Below are 14626 nucleotides of genomic sequence, written 5' to 3'. Positions count from 1 at the left end.
CGCCTCCAAGGCCGCCGGCCCCGCCGGTGCCAAGGACGGGGCGAACAACCTCGACGGCTGGATCAAGCAGTCCCTGGCCGTCATGAAGGCCAAGGGCATTCCGGGCACCTACGAGGGCCTGCACCGCAACATCATGCGCGAGTCCAGCGGCAACCCCAACGCCCAGAACAACTACGACGTCAACGCCAAGAACGGCACCCCCTCCAAGGGCCTGCTCCAGGTCATCGACCCCACGTTCAAGGCATTCCACGTCGCCGGCACCGCCAACAGCTCCACCGACCCGGTCGCCAACATCACCGCCGCAGCCAACTACGCCGCCCACCGCTACGGCTCCATCGACAACGTCAACTCCGCGTACTGAGCCACCCGGCGTTCGTCACCCGTCCACATCGAGTTCCGCGTACAGCACTTCCAGCAGCTCTCCGCCCTCGGGCGTGCCCGGGTCGCCGGGAACCTCGTAACCGGCCGTCACGCCGAAGGCGGCCCAAGCCCCGGCCGGGACGAAGGCAACGGTTACTGTCACGGTCACCGCCCAGCTCTCCGGCGCCTCCGGCTGGTCCGCCGGGGGCTGTGCCGCGATGACCCGGTGGAACGAGGACTTCCCGCGCTGGCTGCGCGACAGCGACTTCGGCCACCAGGAGAGCGCCGCCACCAACAACCACGGCACCTTCTAGGACATGCAGCTCGCGGCCCCCGTGTACGCGACGGGCGACGAGGACCTGGCACGCCGTACCGTCCGGCAGGCGGCGGCCACACGCATCATCCCGCAGATCGCCGCCGACGGCAGCCGGCCCCAGGAGCCGGCCCGCATCCGGAGCTGGCACTACTCCGCCTTCACCCTGGTCGCCCACACCCGGCTGGCCGCGGTCGGCCAGCACGTGGGTGTGGACCTGTGGGGCTACGAGGGCCCGGACGGACGGAGCCTGTTCCAGGCCGTCGACTACCTGCTCCCCGCCGCCACCGGGGCCGCCGCCTGGCCGCATCCGGAACTGGAGTTCCACCGCTGCGCCGCGACCGACGTCGTCCACGCGGCCGCCGGCGCGGGAGACAGCCGGGCCGGTAAGGCCCTCGCTTCCTCAAAAGCGCCGCCGGGAGGCGACCTGCGGCTGCTGCGCCCGGCGCCAAAGCAGCCGGACTCGATCGCCGGATGAGCGTCGGGGCCCGCCGTCCGGGCCCCGGACCTCGTCACTGGCTGCGCACCGCCACACCGTCCAGCAGCGCCCGCAGGTCGCGGGCCGGCCGGGCGGGAGCCCGGATCCGGTCGAGCTCCGACAGCGCCGAGGCCCTGCACCGCCGCGCCACGGCGAGCGCCGCCGCGCGTCCCCCCGCTTCCTCGGCCAGCTCCGCCGCCCTGGCCACGTCCCCGTCCGCTTCGAGCACAGCGGCGAGACGACGGGCGGCGGGGCGGCCGCTTTCCAGGGCGGACACCACCGGCAGGGTCTTCTTCCGCTCGCGCAGGTCCCCGTGCACCGGCTTGCCGGTGACGGCGGGATCGCCCCAGGTGCCCAGCACGTCGTCCGCGATCTGGAAGGCGACCCCCGCCTGCCGGCCGGCCCGGTCGAGGCCGGCCACCACGGCGGGGGACGCGCCGGCGGTCAGCGCCCCCAGGGCCAGCGAACAGCCCAGCAGCGAACCGGTCTTGCCCTCGGCCATGTGCCGGTACTCCGTGCTCCGCACGCGGCGTGGCCCGGTCCACGGGCGCCCCGCGAACAGCAGGTCGTCGGCCTGTCCGCGCACCAGGTCGCCCAGCGCCGCCGACAGCAGCCGTACGCCCTCGATCCCGCCGGCGGACGTGGCGAGGGTGTCGACGGCGAGCGCGAAGAGGGCGTCGCCGGCGAGGACGGCGGGGCCGGTCCCGTACGCCCGCCAGACGGCGGGACGGCTCCGCCGCACCGGGTCGCCGTCCATGATGTCGTCGTGCAGGAGCGAGAAGGTGTGCACCAGTTCCACCGCGACGGCGGCGGGCACCCCTGTCTCCGGGGGCGCTCCGGCGATCTCCGCACCGAGCACGGCCAGTGCCTGCCGTAGGCCCTTGCCACCGGGGGCGGTGACCGGCGCGCCGCCCGCGTCGCACCAGCCGAAGGAGTAGGCGGCCATCTCCCCGACCCAGGGGTGCAGTCGGCCGACGGCCTCCCGCAACGCCGGCCGGGTCAACCGCGCGCACCGGTCGACGATCTGGGCCGGTGCCGCCGGTACGGCCGTCACCGTCACGCGCAGACCTCCCCGTCCGGGACGAACTCCGCCTGGGCCCGGGCGACCATCTCCCGGGCGTGCCGCAGTCCGATCCGCTCGGTCAGACGGGCGAGTTCGGCGAGTTCGGCCGCCGTCGCGGCGCGGTCACAGCCCAGTCGGGCCAGTGCCTTGGCCAGCCCGAGCCGGGCCAGCGTCTCACCGCGCGGCTCGGTCATCTCACGGAACTCCGCCAGCGCGTCCCGGTACAGGTCACGCGCCTCGGCGTAGCGCCCGGCGCGGTAGAGGACGTTGCCCCGCATCTTGAGGTTGTAGGCGAGGGCGCTCTTCAGTTTCATCTCCCTGCACGTGGCCTCGGCCTGCGACAGCAGGGACAGGGCCCGCTCGGTGTCGCCGTCGCGCACGGAGACGACGTCGGCGAGGCCGCGCAGGGCCCAGGCGTGCCCGCGCCGGTCGTCGGCGCGGGCGGATATCTCGGCCGCCTCGGCGAACAGTGCGTGGGCGCTGTCGTGCTGGCCGGTGTTGCGCCGCATCTGGGCGATGCCCTCCAGCGCCCAGACGGTGTGGCGGGCCTCCCCGCGCTTGCGGGCCTCGTCGAGCAGTTGCTCGTGCAGCCGGCCCACGGCCTCGTAGTCCCCCTGGATGCGGCCGGTCTCGGCGAGACCTGCCAGCGAGTACCCGCGGACGACGACGTCCCCCGCCTGCTCGCCGAGCTCGGCGGCGAGTGCGAGCAGCCGGCGGGCCAGCGGGAACGCGCCTCGTTGGCGGGCCAGGGTGCCGCCGCTCCAGAGCGCCCAGGCCATGCCCGCGAGGTCTCCGGCCTCCCGGGCCGTGCGGTAACTCGCCTTCCAGGCCCGCTCGGCCTCGTGTACCTGCCCGAGGCGCCGGTGCGCTTCGGCGACCGCCAGGCCCGTGCGCGCCGCCTCGGCGGTCCGTCCGGCCCGTACGGCCTCCTGCATCTGCTCGGTGCCGGCCGCGAGCACGTCCGCCAGCGGTGCGTTGACGGACAGGGTGGTGAGGGCGCCCTGGTACTCCGGGGCGAATGCCTTGCCGTACATCGAAGCCTTTCCGTTCGGTGGCCCGGACACCCCCGTATACACATCGCGTATACGTCGGGTGTATAGGCCGGCGGTCTCAGCCCTTCTGCCGGGGGAGGGGAGAGAGGGCTGCGGCCCGTTCGTCCTCCGTCAAGACGGAGGATCTCGGTCCGGGGTTGCCTCCGCTGATCGACGAAAGGCGCGACGGCACCGAGCGCGCACACATCAGCCGGGCGGTGGGCCTCCTCCGCGAGCGAGGAGGCCCACCGCCCGCCGTCCTGCGTCAGCGGCTGCTCGTCGTCTCGACGTCGATGAGGCGGTCGTACCGCTCCAGCAGCACGAAGAGCGATGTCCCGGCGCCCGGCCGAGGACGAGCGGGCTCTGCCGGCCGTCTCCGAGTTCTTCGCCGGCCTGGCCGAGGCGCGCTGCTCGGGTGAGTACGCCCAGTGGGGCTGCATGGTCTCCGACGCGCATGCCGGGGTCGAGAACAGTGATCCGAAGGTGCGCGGCGTCCTGGACCAGTACCACCGGGAGTTGCGCGAGGCGATGTACGCAGCACTGGTCACCGCCGAGCGCCGGGGGCAGCTGGCCCCCGGGGCCGGTCCCGGTGCTTCCGCGGATCTGCCGGCGTTGCTCGCCCACGGGGCGGGCTTGCGTTCGCGTGCCGGTGCCGACGCCGTGTCGTTGCGAAAGACGGTGGCCGCCGCCCTGAACCCGCTCGGCGTCAGGGCGGCGGCGTAGGCATCCGTGGACCGGGCTCTCAACTGGGGCCGGGGGCAGGTGAAGTGCCCGGGCGGCGGCTGGCAGCTGACACGGCTTCGGTTTCCGCCGTATCCCGCGGTGCAGTCCCCCGGGTGCTGTGGCGTCGATGCCCTCGGGGACGTCGGCCGCCTTCAGGACGAAGGTGCGGACCACCGTCACGGCGACATTGAGCACGAACGCCGTCAGGCCGATGCAGCCGGTCCGGCCGCTGCCCGGGATCTCCTTCGCCGAGCCGCCGAAGTGCTCCTGCGTGGGCGAGGCGACACCGTAGGCGGCAAGGGTGCCGTAGATCATGCCGACCGCCCGGCCGGCGAGCAGGGCCCAGCGGTGGAACCAGCGGGTGAACACTCCGCCGACGTCATTCGTTCGTTTGACGACAGGAGGCCGGCCTTCTGGAACTGGTGATCTGCTGCGGCGCGTGAACGGGGCGCGGTGCCGAGGCTCGGTCACGGGGAAGTGAGGGCGCGCCAGCCGTTGTCGAGGAGGTCGAAGGCGACGGTGATGGCCTGGCGGGCGTCGTCGCCGTGACTGCGCGCAGCGCGCGGCGCTTCGAGGGCGAAGTGGGCCAGGGCGGCGCAGGCGGGGTCGTTCTCGGGCAGGCCGCTCTCCTCGGCGATGACCTGGGCCAGGGCGTCGGTATGACGCAGCCACATGGCCTGGACGTAGTCACGCAAGGCCGGGGTGCTGCTGACCAGGTCGAAGAACGCGGTGAAGCGGGCGTCGCCGTCCGCGGCCGCCATCCGGTGGCGCAGCGCGTGCTCGCGCAGGGCCGCGGGGACGGACTGGCCTTCGGGGCGTTCGCGTACGGCAGCGAGCAGGCGGGACTCCTGGTCGGCGTCCTCGTCGAAGACGAGGGCTTCCTTGACCGGGAAGTGCTTGAACAGCGTCGTGGTGGACACGTCGGCGGCGTCCGCGATCTCGCGGATGCCCACATCGTCGTACCCCCGCTCCAGGAACAGGCGCAGCGCGGCGTCGGCGATGGCCTGGCGGGTGGCGGCCTTCTTGCGCTCACGGCGCCCCATCGGTGCGGGTGCGGCGCCGGTCTCGGTGTCGGTCATGTCCGGAGCCTACCCTTCAGTTGCTCAACTTCAAAAGTGCATCCGTTGCACTAATTGGGTTGGTGTGCTCTTCTGGAGGAGTGGGTGGAGGGCGCTGCGCCGGACCACATCCCCTTTTCACCTTCCCTGCCCGAAAGGAGTGATCAGTCATGTCCGCGTCTGTACCTCTCCCTCCCGCCGGCCCTGCGGCCACGCCGAAGAACGTGCGCCGGGTGCTGCTCGGCGTCGAGGTCCCGCTGCAGAAGGCAGGCCCGCCGCCCGCCCCCGCGAGCACGCTCACCTCCGCCACAACCGCCGGCTGACCTCTGCACCTGCCAGACAGCGCACCGGCACAGCGACCGCCGTGCCCCTCACGAACGGAGCACCCCCGTGAACACCACACCCACCCCCCGCATCTCGATCATCGGGGCCGGCCCCGGCGGCCTGACATGCGCCCGTATCTTGCAAAAGCACGGCATCGACGTCACGGTCTACGACCGCGACCCGGACGCCGACGCCCGCGACCAGGGCGGCAGTCTCGACCTGCACGCCGACGACGGCCAGCTCGCACTGCGCGAGGCGGGCCTGATCCAGCAGTTCTGGAAGCTGGCGCGCCCGGAAGGACAGCAGATGCGCCGCTGGGACACCGCCGGCAACGTCCTGCTCGATCAGATCCCGGACGAGGACGACTTCTACAAGCCGGAGATCGACCGCGGCCAACTGCGCGACCTGCTCCTCAGCTCCCTCGCACCGGGCACGGTGCAATGGGGCCGCACCCTCGCCTCGGTCGCCGGCCCCGCCGAGGGTCCGCGCGTTCTGCGCTTCACCGACGGAACGAGTGTCGAGACCGATCTGGTCGTCGGAGCGGACGGCGCGTTCTCCCGGGTCCGCCCGGCCGTCTCGGCGGCTGTCCCGTACTACTCCGGGGTCACCTTCACAGAAGCGTGGTTCGACGACGTCGAAAACCGCCACGCCGATCTTTCAGCGCTGGTCGGCAACGGCAGCGCGACCGCTACCGACGGCGACCGCGCGCTGTTCGCCCAGCGCAACAGCGGTGGGCACATCCGGGTCTACATCATCCGGCGCGCGCCGGCCGACTGGATCACCGCAGCCGGTCTGACCGCCGAGGACACCGCCGGCATCCGCGCACACCTGCTGGATGAGTTCACCGGATGGGCACCCAGCATGCAGCAAATGATCAGCAACAACGACGGCCCCTACGCCGACCGGCCGTTGTTCGTCCTCCCGGCACCGCACACCTGGGACCACGTGCCCACCGTGACCCTGCTCGGCGACGCCGCACACCTCATGCCGCCGATCGGCGTCGGCGTCAACCTGGCCATGCTCGACGCCCACGACCTTGCTCTCGCCCTGGCCACCCACCCCACCGTCGACGAGGCCGTCCGCGCCTACGAGAAGACCATGCTGCCGCGATCCACCGACCTGGCCGAGGCCCTCGTCGGCGGCGCCGGCTTCCTCCTGGAGGTGGACGAGCAGCCCGGCGGCGAGGACGAGGCCCGCGCCCTGCAGCAGAAGCTCAAGGAACAAAGGGAGGTTGACGGAACCTGGAACCTCACCTTCAAGACCGGCGGTGGCGAGGAGACCGCTGAACTGGTCCTGGCCACCGTCGGCACGACTCTGGTCGGCACGTACGGCGGCAGGCCGATCACCGACGGGCGCATCGAGGGAACCACCGTGCGCTTCACCGCGGTGGTCACCTCGCCGGTCAGGATGAAGATCAAGTGCACCGCCGAACTGACCGGCGGCACCATGTCCGGCATGGCCAAGTCCATGATCCTGTCGCTCCCGTTCACAGCCGTACGGCCTCCTACGGATACGCGCTGACCTCGTACCGGAAGCGAACCTCACCCGGCCGCCCTCACCGACACCTGCCGGACGGCCCGGCTCAAAGTGCGCTGCCTTTCGCCTTCCTCGTCCTGCGAGATCGGGGCGTTCGGGTCGTACAGCGGGCGCAGGCGCCCCGATCCCGGGTGGGGAACGCGTCGTGAGCGTCCTGCGCCGCTGAAAGACGCCACCAAGGGCGGGCACCCTGATGGTCCGGGCTGCCCGGCCAACTCCGGCGGCGGTCAGAGTGGTGAGGGCGTGGGGCGGCGGCCTGGTCGCCTCCGCTGACGGGGTCCGCTTCACCGCGCCGGTGAAGACTTTGCACGCGGGTTCGCCCCCCGGTATTTCGGGCTGCGACACAAGGGCGCCACCTGGCTGGACGTGGTGAACGACCAGGTGATGGGGCTGGGCGGGGTGGTCGTGCCGGGCACGCTGCGCGACTCGCTGTTCATCCTGGACGCCATCCACGCCCGCGACGGCGGCCCGAGGCCGCAGACCGTCATCACCGACACCGCGTCGTACTCCGACATCGTCTTCGGCCTGTTCGCGATCTGCGGCTACCAGTTCTCGCCGAGGACCGCCGACATCTCCGACGCCCGGCTGTGACGGACGAACACCGCGGCCGACTACGGCCCGCTCCAGCCGGTCCCGAACCACACCATCCGCCTGGACCGGATACGCGCCCACTGGTGCGACATGCTCCGCGTGGCCGGGTCGCCCACCCCGGGCGAAGTCCGCGGGCACGACCTGATCCGCATGCTCTCCCGGGACGGCGAGCCGACCGGGCTGGGCGACGCGTTCGCCCGCTGCGGACGGATCTCCAAGACCCTGCACCTGCTCCAGTTCGTCTCCGACGAGGGATACCGGCGGATGATCGGCGCCCAGCTCAACGTCACGAAGCTCGCCACCGCCTCGCCCGGAAGACCTTCCTCGGGCAGCGCGGCGAACCGCGCCAGCACCACCGCGAAGGCATGGAGGACCAACTCGGCGCCCTCGGCCTGGCCCTCAACTCCGTGGTGCTGTTCAACAGCCTCTACATCGACACCGCCGTCAAGCAGCTGGCTGCCGACGGCTTCCCGGTCACCGACGAGCTTCTCACCGCCTCTCCCCACTCCAGTACGACCACATCACCTTCCTCGGCCGCTACGCCTTCCCCCGGCCTGCCGCGCCGGGTCTGCGGCAGTTGCGTGACCCGCACGCCGATGACGAGGACGACCGCGGCGGGCAGGACTGAGCGTCAGGCCCCGGCCAGGGCGCTGATCAGCACCGGTACTGCCCCGCGGAACCAAGGGGAACCCGGCCGAGACGGCATGGGCTTCGAACCAGTTCTGTCCACTTTCTCGCGAACCCGGACACGGGCCGCAGTCTCCCACCGGCGGCCCATCGGCGTGAGTTCCTCCCGGCCGGTCCGCTCGGTCGTCCGCCGATGACCGGGGGTTCGGTTTCCCGAACCCCCGATTCGGGGGCGGGCACGATCGATCGCCGTCCTTTGCCCGCCGAGGATGAGGACATGGCTGAGACGGCGACGGACATAGGGACGGGCACAACCGCCCGAGCAGAAAACCTGCACCGTGAGTACGGACGCGGCACCGCCGCCGTGCGGGCGTTGCGCGGGGTGTCGGTGGCCTTTGCGCCTGGAACGTTCACGGCGGTGATGGGGCCCTCGGGCTCCGGCAAGACCACTTTGCTGCACTGCCTGGCGGGGATGGACCGACCCACTCGGGGCTCCGTCTGGTGGGGCGGTACTGAGGTGTCCCGGCTGCCCGAGCGGCGGCTGGCGGCACTGCGGCGCAGTCGGGTCGGGTTCGTGTTCCAGGCGTTCAATCTGATGCCCGCGATGACGGTCGCGCAGAATATCGAGCTTCCCGGCCGACTGGCCGGCGAACGGCACGACCGGGGCCGGGTGCTCGACGCGCTCGACCGGGTGGGACTGGCCGGACGCGAGCGACACCGGCCAGGGCAGCTGTCCGGTGGCCAGCAGCAGCGGGTGGCCATCGCCCGGGCACTGGTCTCCCGTCCTCCGGTGCTGTTCGCCGACGAGCCGACCGGCGCGCTCGACCGGACCACCGGCCACGAGATCCTCGCCCTGCTGCGCGCCGGTGTGGACGAGGACGGCAGGACCTGCGTGATGGTGACCCACGATCCGGTGGCCGCCGGGTACGCGGACCGGGTGCTGCTGCTCGCCGACGGCGTGGTGGTGGACGAGCTCGACCGACCCACTGCCGCCCAGGTCGGCGAATGCCTGAGCCGGCTGGGCGGGGGAGGGCTGTGACCCTGCTCGCGCTCGGGCAGATGCGCCGCCGTCCGGCTGCCTTCGTCGGTCTGGCAGTCGCGCTTTTCCTCGCCGTCGCCACCCTGACGCTGTTCGGCTCGCTGTTCGCCACCGACATCACCGCCCCGGCGGCAGCCCGGAAGGCGACGACCGGGCCCAGCCTGATGGTGATCGCCGGCGCCTTCGGTGAGATCGCCGTGCTGGTCGCGTTCTTCGTCGTGGTCAATGCGCTGGGGTTCGCGCTCCGCCAGCAGCACCGGGAGCTGGCCCTGCTGCGCACCATCGCGGCGACGCCCCGCCAGGTGCGGCGTCTGGTCCGTGGCCAGGTCATCATGACCACGCTGTTGGTGACCGTGCCGGGCGGGGCCGTTGGCACCGCAGCGGCCCAGAGCTTCCTCACCGAGCTGCAGCGGCGAGGGATGGCGGCGCCGGGCGTGCGGGTGCCGGGGACCCCGATACCGATGCTCGTGGCGCTGGCCATCGCACTGGCCGTCGGCCTGGCGGCCTCGGCCGTGGCGGCGCGGCGGATCTCCCGGATCCCGCCCGCGGCCGCCCTCACGGCGAGTTCGACCGAACAGGGGCGGACGGGTGCACTGCGCCTGCTCGCCGCAGTCGGCGTGCTGATGGGCGGCGGCCTGCTGCTTCGGCTGGCCGCGACGCGGCCGGCGGAGCAGGTGGACAAGACGGGGCAGGCGGCGTTGCTCGGCTCGCTGGTACTGCTGGTCGCGGTCGCTCTGGCGGGGCCGCTCGCGGCGCGCGTCCTGGCGGCCGCGCTGGGCGCACCGGTACGGGCGCTGGCACCCGGTGCGGGATGGCTGGCCGACGCCAACCTGCGCGGGTACGCGCGGCGACTGTCGTCCGCCGTGGTGCCGGTCGCACTGCTCGTGGGCCTGTCGGGCACCATGCTGATCATGACAAGTACCGCCGAGCACGCTGCGGGCGCAGCGGCGTCCAGCGTCACTTCCGCCACGGATGTCTGGCTGCGTCAGGTCGAGTTGGCGCTGCTCGTCTGCTTCACCGCCGTCTCCACCGTCAACACCCTGGCCGCCGTGACCGCCGAACGGCGCCGCGAGTTCGCACTGCTGCGGCTGGTCGGCGCGACCCAGTCGCAACTGCTGCGCATGCTGACCGCGGAGGCGGTGCTGACCACGGCGGTGGGCGTCCTGCTCGGCGCGGCGGTCGCGGGCGCCGCGTCGGCGGCGTTCAGCACGGCGGTGAGCGCGTCGCCGTTGCCGTCCCTCCCGGTGGCCGGCTGCTGGTGGATCGCCGCGGGCGCGACGGGGCTGACCGTCCCCGGCATCCTGGCCACGGGCCTGCGGGCGGTTCGCGGTCCGGCGGCGGAGCTGGTGGGAGGTAGCCGTGACTGAGCGTGGCGACGGGCCGGCTGCCGAGGGTACAGCCTGCGAACAGACACCCACCCGGAACACGGTGACGGGCACGCCGCCCGCCGACTCGACGCTGTCGCCCGCCTCGGGCGGGCCTGCTCAGGTCCCCGGGGCCGACCGTGGCTGAGCAGCGGCCACACCTCTCCGTCCGGGGCGGCGAATGGGCCTTCGCCGTCGTCGGGCTGCCGCTCGCCCTGCTCGGCGGAGCCTACGCACTCTCCGTCCTTTACGCGGGGACGCTGCTCTCGCTCACCGTGTTCGGCCTGCCGTTCGTGGCCGCCGCGCTGATAGGCGCGCGTGGTCTCGGCGCGCTGCACCGGCAACTGGTCGGCCGGTTGCTCGGCGAGCACGTCGAGGCGCCGGCCGAACTGCCCCGCCCAGTGGGTGTGGTCGCCCATGGTCGTGTCGTGCTGACCGACCCGACCGCCTGGCGGTCGCTGCTCTATCTGGTGCTGCGGTTGCCGCTCGGCGTGCTCGGGTTCGCCGCCGCAGTGGCGCTTCCCCTTGGCTGCGGCTGGCTGATCGGCTTCCCGCTCTGGGGACGCCTGCTGGAACCGGGCCCGCAGCCCGCCACTTGGCTGGATGCCGCCTCCATGCCGCTGGGCCTGGTGATCCTGTCCGCAGTGCCCGGCGCCGTTCGGGTGCTGAGCGGAGCGAACCGGCGGCTCGCCCGGCTGCTGCTCGGACCGGCCCGTGCCCAGCGGCGCGTCCGGGAGCTGGAGACCGCCCGCGCCACCCTCCTCGCGCAGAACACCGACCAGCTCCGCCGCCTGGAGCGTGACCTGCACGATGGCACCCAAGCTCGACTGGTCGCCCTGGCCATCACCCTCTCGCTGGCCGAAGACGCGCTCGCTCACGCCTCCGGCCCGGACCTCGTACGGCTGCGCACCCTGGTGGACCGCGCCCGCGGCCAGACCGACGACACCGTCACTGAACTGCGGCGGCTCACTCGCGGCATTCACCCGGTGACGCTGGACGGCGGCCTCAGCGAGGCATTGCCAGGGCTCACCGCCACCTCGCCAGTGCCGGTCACCCTCCGCCTGAACCTGCCGGAACGACCGGACCAAGTGGTCGAACGGGCCCTCTACTTCTGCGCCGCCGAGCTGCTCACCAACGTCGCCAAGCACAGTGGTGCCCGCTCGGCCGAACTCGAGGCGAGCGCGAACGACGGCCGGGTCCACCTGTCCGTGCGCGACGACGGCCGCGGCGGTGCGGCGCTCGGCGTCGGCACCGGCCTGACGGGCCTGGCCGAGCGGCTCGCGGCGGTGGACGGCGCCCTGCGCATCGACAGCCCGCCCGGCGGACCGACTGTGGTCACCGCCGAGCTGCCGACGCGTCTGTGACGGCCGATCGACTCCCGTTCTCCGCCAGATAGGTGAGTACGGCCTTCACCCGGCGGTTGTCGGTGTCCGTCGCCCGTAGACCGAATTTGGTGAAGACGGCGGCGACGTGTTTCTCCACCGCCCGCTCCGACACCACCAGCAGCGCGGCGACGGAGCGGTTGGAGTGCCCTTGTGCCATCAGCTTCAGCACCGCGCGCTCGCGAGGCGTCAGGGTGTCCACCCGGCTGCGCCGTCCACCACGCATCAGCTGGGTGACGATCTCCGGGTCGAGTGCCGTGCCCCCGTCGGCGACCCGGTACAGCGCGTCCACGAACTCGGAAGTGCGGGCGACGCGTTCCTTCAACAGGTACCCGATGCCCGCCGCACCGTCCGCCAGCAGCCGGGAGGCCCAGGTGGTCTCGACGTGCTGGGAAAAGACCACGATGCCGACTTCGGGCGTCCTCGCGCGGATCTCCACGGCAGCGCGGATGCCCTCATCAGTCTGTGTGGGCGGCATCCGGATATCCACCACGGCCACGTCGGGCCGGTGCTCGACCACCGCGGCGAGCAACCCGGGCGCCGTCCCGGCGGTGGCCACCACCTCACACCCGCGGGCGCCGAGCAGCTCGACCATGCCGTCACGGAGAACAACGGAGTCCTCGGCCAGTACCACGCGCAGACGCCTGTCGATCACGACGCCATTATCGGGCCCGGCAGGCGTTCGGCGCGCACGTACAGACGGGATGCCTCCACGTACTCGATGCAGGCGTCTCGAAGAACCTGCCGTCGCCACTGCTCGTGCGCGGCATCGCCCCTGCCACCGACCTCGGCCTTGGTGAAGTGCGTGCTCGGATGGGGGTCACTGTTCAAACCTCCCCCGTGACGTCCGACACTTACTGAGCGTTTTCAGCGTCGCCACCGATCGGGTGATGGCTTCGGTGACCGCAACGGACAGGGCTCCCGCGCCGTTGGGTGAGGTGTTCGAAGTCTCAACCTGCCGGTCCAGGAACCCTGTTGGTTTCCTATCCTGCCGCACTCGACCTGCCTCATGCGCTGGTCGAGTGGGTCACGATGCTCATCGTCACCCGTGAGGGTGACCGCCGCTGCAAGCTTCCGCCGCACCAGCGCGCCCTCGTCGCTCTCGCCTACCTGCGCAAGCACGACAACCCTCGCCCAGATCGCCGCCGGGTTCGGCATATCCGTCGGCACCGCCCACGCCTACACCACCGCGGTCGTGAGACTCCTGGCCGGTCGGGCCCCGGGCCTGCTCAAGACCTTGCGTGAGCACGACCCCGACTACGTGCTCCTGGACGGCACCCTCAGCGAGTGCGACCGCCTGGGCGACGGACGCACCGACTACTCCCACAAGCACCGACGCCATGGGGTGAACGTGCAGGTCGTCACCGATCCCGAAGGCCGGCTGCTATGGATCTCGCCGGCCCTGCCGGGCCGCGCTCACGATCTGACCGCCGCACGCACCCATCGGATCATCCGGATCTGCGAACGCCAGGGCGTCCCGATCGTCGCCGACCGCGCCTACATCGGCGCCGGCTCCTGGGTCACCACCGCCATCCGCCGCCCGCCCAACGGAGAACTCACCCTGACCGAGCGGACGCTGAACCGCGCACTCGCCCACGCCCGTGCTCCCGTCGAACGAGGCGTCGCCCGGCTGAAGTCCTGGCGGATCTTCCGCCGAAGCCGCTGCAGCCCGAACCGGATGACGGTCATCGCTGCCGCGGTCCTCACCCTGGAGAGGCAACGCTGAAAACGCTCACTGATCTCCACGGCCTGATGCGCCGGTGTCCACGGCTCCACCTCAGGCCAGGAGCTCGGCCTCGGCGCGTCGGAATCCACAGCGCACTTCCCCTCTCCACCGGCCTGATGGGCCGTGGCTGTCAGAAAGCGGACGGGCCACGCACCTAACGCGCCGAAGCCGATACGCCCCCCAAACTTCGCTACCGGGTGTCCCCGTTTTTCGCCAATGCTACATGCTGCATCACATCGAGATGCGGACCTGCGAGACCTTTCGACCGGGCCTCTGCCACAAGATTCCCTGTGACCCCGATGGGCGCGGTGCTCCGGGGTACACGGTGCCGCATGGCACCGAAGACCGAACGCATCCAGTTCCTGCGGGCTGTGCGGCAACTGCGCCGTATTCGCTCCTTCTACGTTGCGGCCATTCTGCTGTGGACGGGGACCACTGCCTGGACGGGCTGGCAGGCTCCGGGGAGTCGGCAGTTGTGGGTGTCCGTTCTCCTCCTGGCCGTCTTCGCCGTACTGCTCGTCACCGCGAGCCTCGCCCTGCGGCGTCTCGCCGTTCCCGCAACGGGCCGGCCCGTGCACCACGCTGCCCCGCACAAGCTGCCGAGTACCCGCCGTCATGCTCACGCCTGAGGGCCTGTCACCCTTCTCGCGGGTCAGCGGGGCACCGATGGTGCCCCGTCACGGGGCGGAGCAGGGGGTCTGCTGACAGCTCGTTTCGGACCATTACGAGCCCGGTCCTGCAGGTGCTCGGGCCGAAGGCCCGTTGGCCGGCCCGCGCAGCGGGTCCGGCTGTTGTGGCGCGTAGCGCCACCAGGTGGCTGGAGCGCAGCGGAGGCCACCTGGTGGCCGTAGGCCCCGCAGCTCCGGGAGCGCAGCGGACGGAGCGTCACCCGCCTTGCGTAGCAAGGCGGGTGAGCGGGACGCGCAGCGTCCCGCCAGCGCTCCCGCGGAGCGGGTACCCCATCGCTGCGCGATGGGCAAGCGAACACCCGCGCTGCGCGCGGGTGTTGCG

General features: G+C 72.0%; 12 protein-coding genes and 5 pseudogenes. 11 read left to right on the top strand and 6 right to left on the bottom strand.

Annotated elements, in window-relative coordinates:
* On the top strand, window positions 1-361 hold a 361-nt coding region (locus tag JHAT_RS32535), incomplete at its 5' end, for a transglycosylase SLT domain-containing protein (RefSeq protein WP_077801872.1).
* A 15-nt stretch (window positions 362-376) separates the two neighbouring features.
* On the opposite strand, the gene JHAT_RS34875 is transcribed toward JHAT_RS32535, so the two are convergent.
* Window positions 377-529, bottom strand: coding sequence for a hypothetical protein (locus JHAT_RS34875; protein WP_171991169.1), 153 nt, complete (start codon window positions 527-529; stop codon window positions 377-379).
* Between the two features lie 10 nt (window positions 530-539).
* On the opposite strand from JHAT_RS34875, the pseudogene JHAT_RS32530 reads away from it, so the two are divergent.
* A pseudogene (locus tag JHAT_RS32530) lies at window positions 540-1151 on the top strand (alginate lyase family protein); the annotation flags it as partial.
* Window positions 1152-1185: 34 nt separating this feature from the next.
* Here JHAT_RS32530 and JHAT_RS32525 read toward each other — a convergent pair.
* Together JHAT_RS32525 and JHAT_RS32520 are read right to left on the bottom strand one after the other, a co-directional pair.
* The gene (locus JHAT_RS32525; RefSeq protein WP_375603603.1) at window positions 1186-2217 is read right to left on the bottom strand and encodes a polyprenyl synthetase family protein; all 1032 of its coding nucleotides are present in this window, start codon (window positions 2215-2217) and stop codon (window positions 1186-1188) included.
* Window positions 2208-3248 (bottom strand): tetratricopeptide repeat protein, encoded by a 1041-nt coding sequence (locus tag JHAT_RS32520; RefSeq protein ID WP_077801871.1) that lies wholly within the window; start codon window positions 3246-3248, stop codon window positions 2208-2210. Before JHAT_RS32520 ends, JHAT_RS32525 begins: the two co-directional genes overlap by 10 nt.
* A 327-nt stretch (window positions 3249-3575) precedes the next feature.
* Between JHAT_RS32520 and JHAT_RS32515 the strand changes: the two genes are divergently transcribed.
* Window positions 3576-3968, top strand: a complete 393-nt coding sequence (locus JHAT_RS32515; protein WP_253195683.1) for a hypothetical protein — start codon at window positions 3576-3578, stop codon at window positions 3966-3968.
* 111 nt (window positions 3969-4079) lie between these two features.
* On the opposite strand, the pseudogene JHAT_RS35665 reads toward JHAT_RS32515, so the two are convergent.
* Window positions 4080-4346: pseudogene (locus JHAT_RS35665) on the bottom strand (sodium:solute symporter); the annotation flags it as partial.
* A gap of 89 nt (window positions 4347-4435) precedes the next feature.
* Window positions 4436-5047: a TetR/AcrR family transcriptional regulator gene (locus JHAT_RS32505; RefSeq protein WP_077801870.1), complete on the bottom strand. Its 612-nt coding sequence runs from the start codon at window positions 5045-5047 to the stop codon at window positions 4436-4438.
* Between the two features lie 149 nt (window positions 5048-5196).
* Here JHAT_RS32505 and JHAT_RS34870 point away from each other — a divergent pair, with 149 nt between their 5' ends.
* The 6 genes and pseudogenes from JHAT_RS34870 (at window position 5197) to JHAT_RS32480 (ending at window position 11871) form a co-directional block, all read left to right on the top strand.
* A complete protein-coding gene (locus JHAT_RS34870) occupies window positions 5197-5349 on the top strand; it encodes a hypothetical protein (RefSeq protein WP_171991168.1) in 153 nt (50 codons plus the stop codon).
* Window positions 5350-5416: 67 nt separating this feature from the next.
* Window positions 5417-6541: pseudogene (locus tag JHAT_RS32500) on the top strand (FAD-dependent oxidoreductase); the annotation flags it as partial.
* 711 nt (window positions 6542-7252) lie between these two features.
* Window positions 7253-8301, top strand: a pseudogene (locus JHAT_RS36035) (Tn3 family transposase).
* A gap of 80 nt (window positions 8302-8381) precedes the next feature.
* Entirely contained in the window at window positions 8382-9143 is a 762-nt protein-coding gene (locus tag JHAT_RS32490) for an ABC transporter ATP-binding protein (protein ID WP_077801867.1), read from the top strand.
* Complete coding sequence (locus tag JHAT_RS32485) at window positions 9140-10510, top strand: ABC transporter permease (protein ID WP_107482095.1); 1371 nt, start codon at window positions 9140-9142, stop codon at window positions 10508-10510. The genes JHAT_RS32490 and JHAT_RS32485 overlap by 4 nt, the downstream gene beginning before the upstream one ends.
* Window positions 10511-10647: 137 nt before the next feature.
* On the top strand, window positions 10648-11871 hold the full coding sequence (locus JHAT_RS32480; RefSeq protein WP_077801865.1) for a sensor histidine kinase: 1224 nt from the start codon (window positions 10648-10650) through the stop codon (window positions 11869-11871).
* Here the strand turns inward: JHAT_RS32480 and JHAT_RS32475 are convergent.
* Window positions 11843-12544, bottom strand: coding sequence for a response regulator transcription factor (locus JHAT_RS32475; RefSeq protein ID WP_077801864.1), 702 nt, complete (start codon window positions 12542-12544; stop codon window positions 11843-11845). The two genes, JHAT_RS32480 and JHAT_RS32475, sit on opposite strands and share 29 nt — an antisense overlap.
* Before the next feature lie 320 nt (window positions 12545-12864).
* Between JHAT_RS32475 and JHAT_RS32470 the strand changes: the two are divergent.
* A pseudogene (locus JHAT_RS32470) lies at window positions 12865-13615 on the top strand (transposase family protein).
* A gap of 332 nt (window positions 13616-13947) precedes the next feature.
* Window positions 13948-14244: a hypothetical protein gene (locus JHAT_RS32465; protein ID WP_077801863.1), complete on the top strand. Its 297-nt coding sequence runs from the start codon at window positions 13948-13950 to the stop codon at window positions 14242-14244.
* The last annotated feature ends 382 nt before the right edge of the window (window positions 14245-14626 follow it).

The sequence above is a fragment of the Streptomyces sp. JHA26 genome, from assembly GCF_002005565.1.
In the GTDB taxonomy this organism is placed as follows: domain Bacteria; phylum Actinomycetota; class Actinomycetes; order Streptomycetales; family Streptomycetaceae; genus Streptomyces.
Note: the sequence above shows the minus strand (reverse complement) of the source record. Positions and strands in the feature narration are given on the sequence as shown.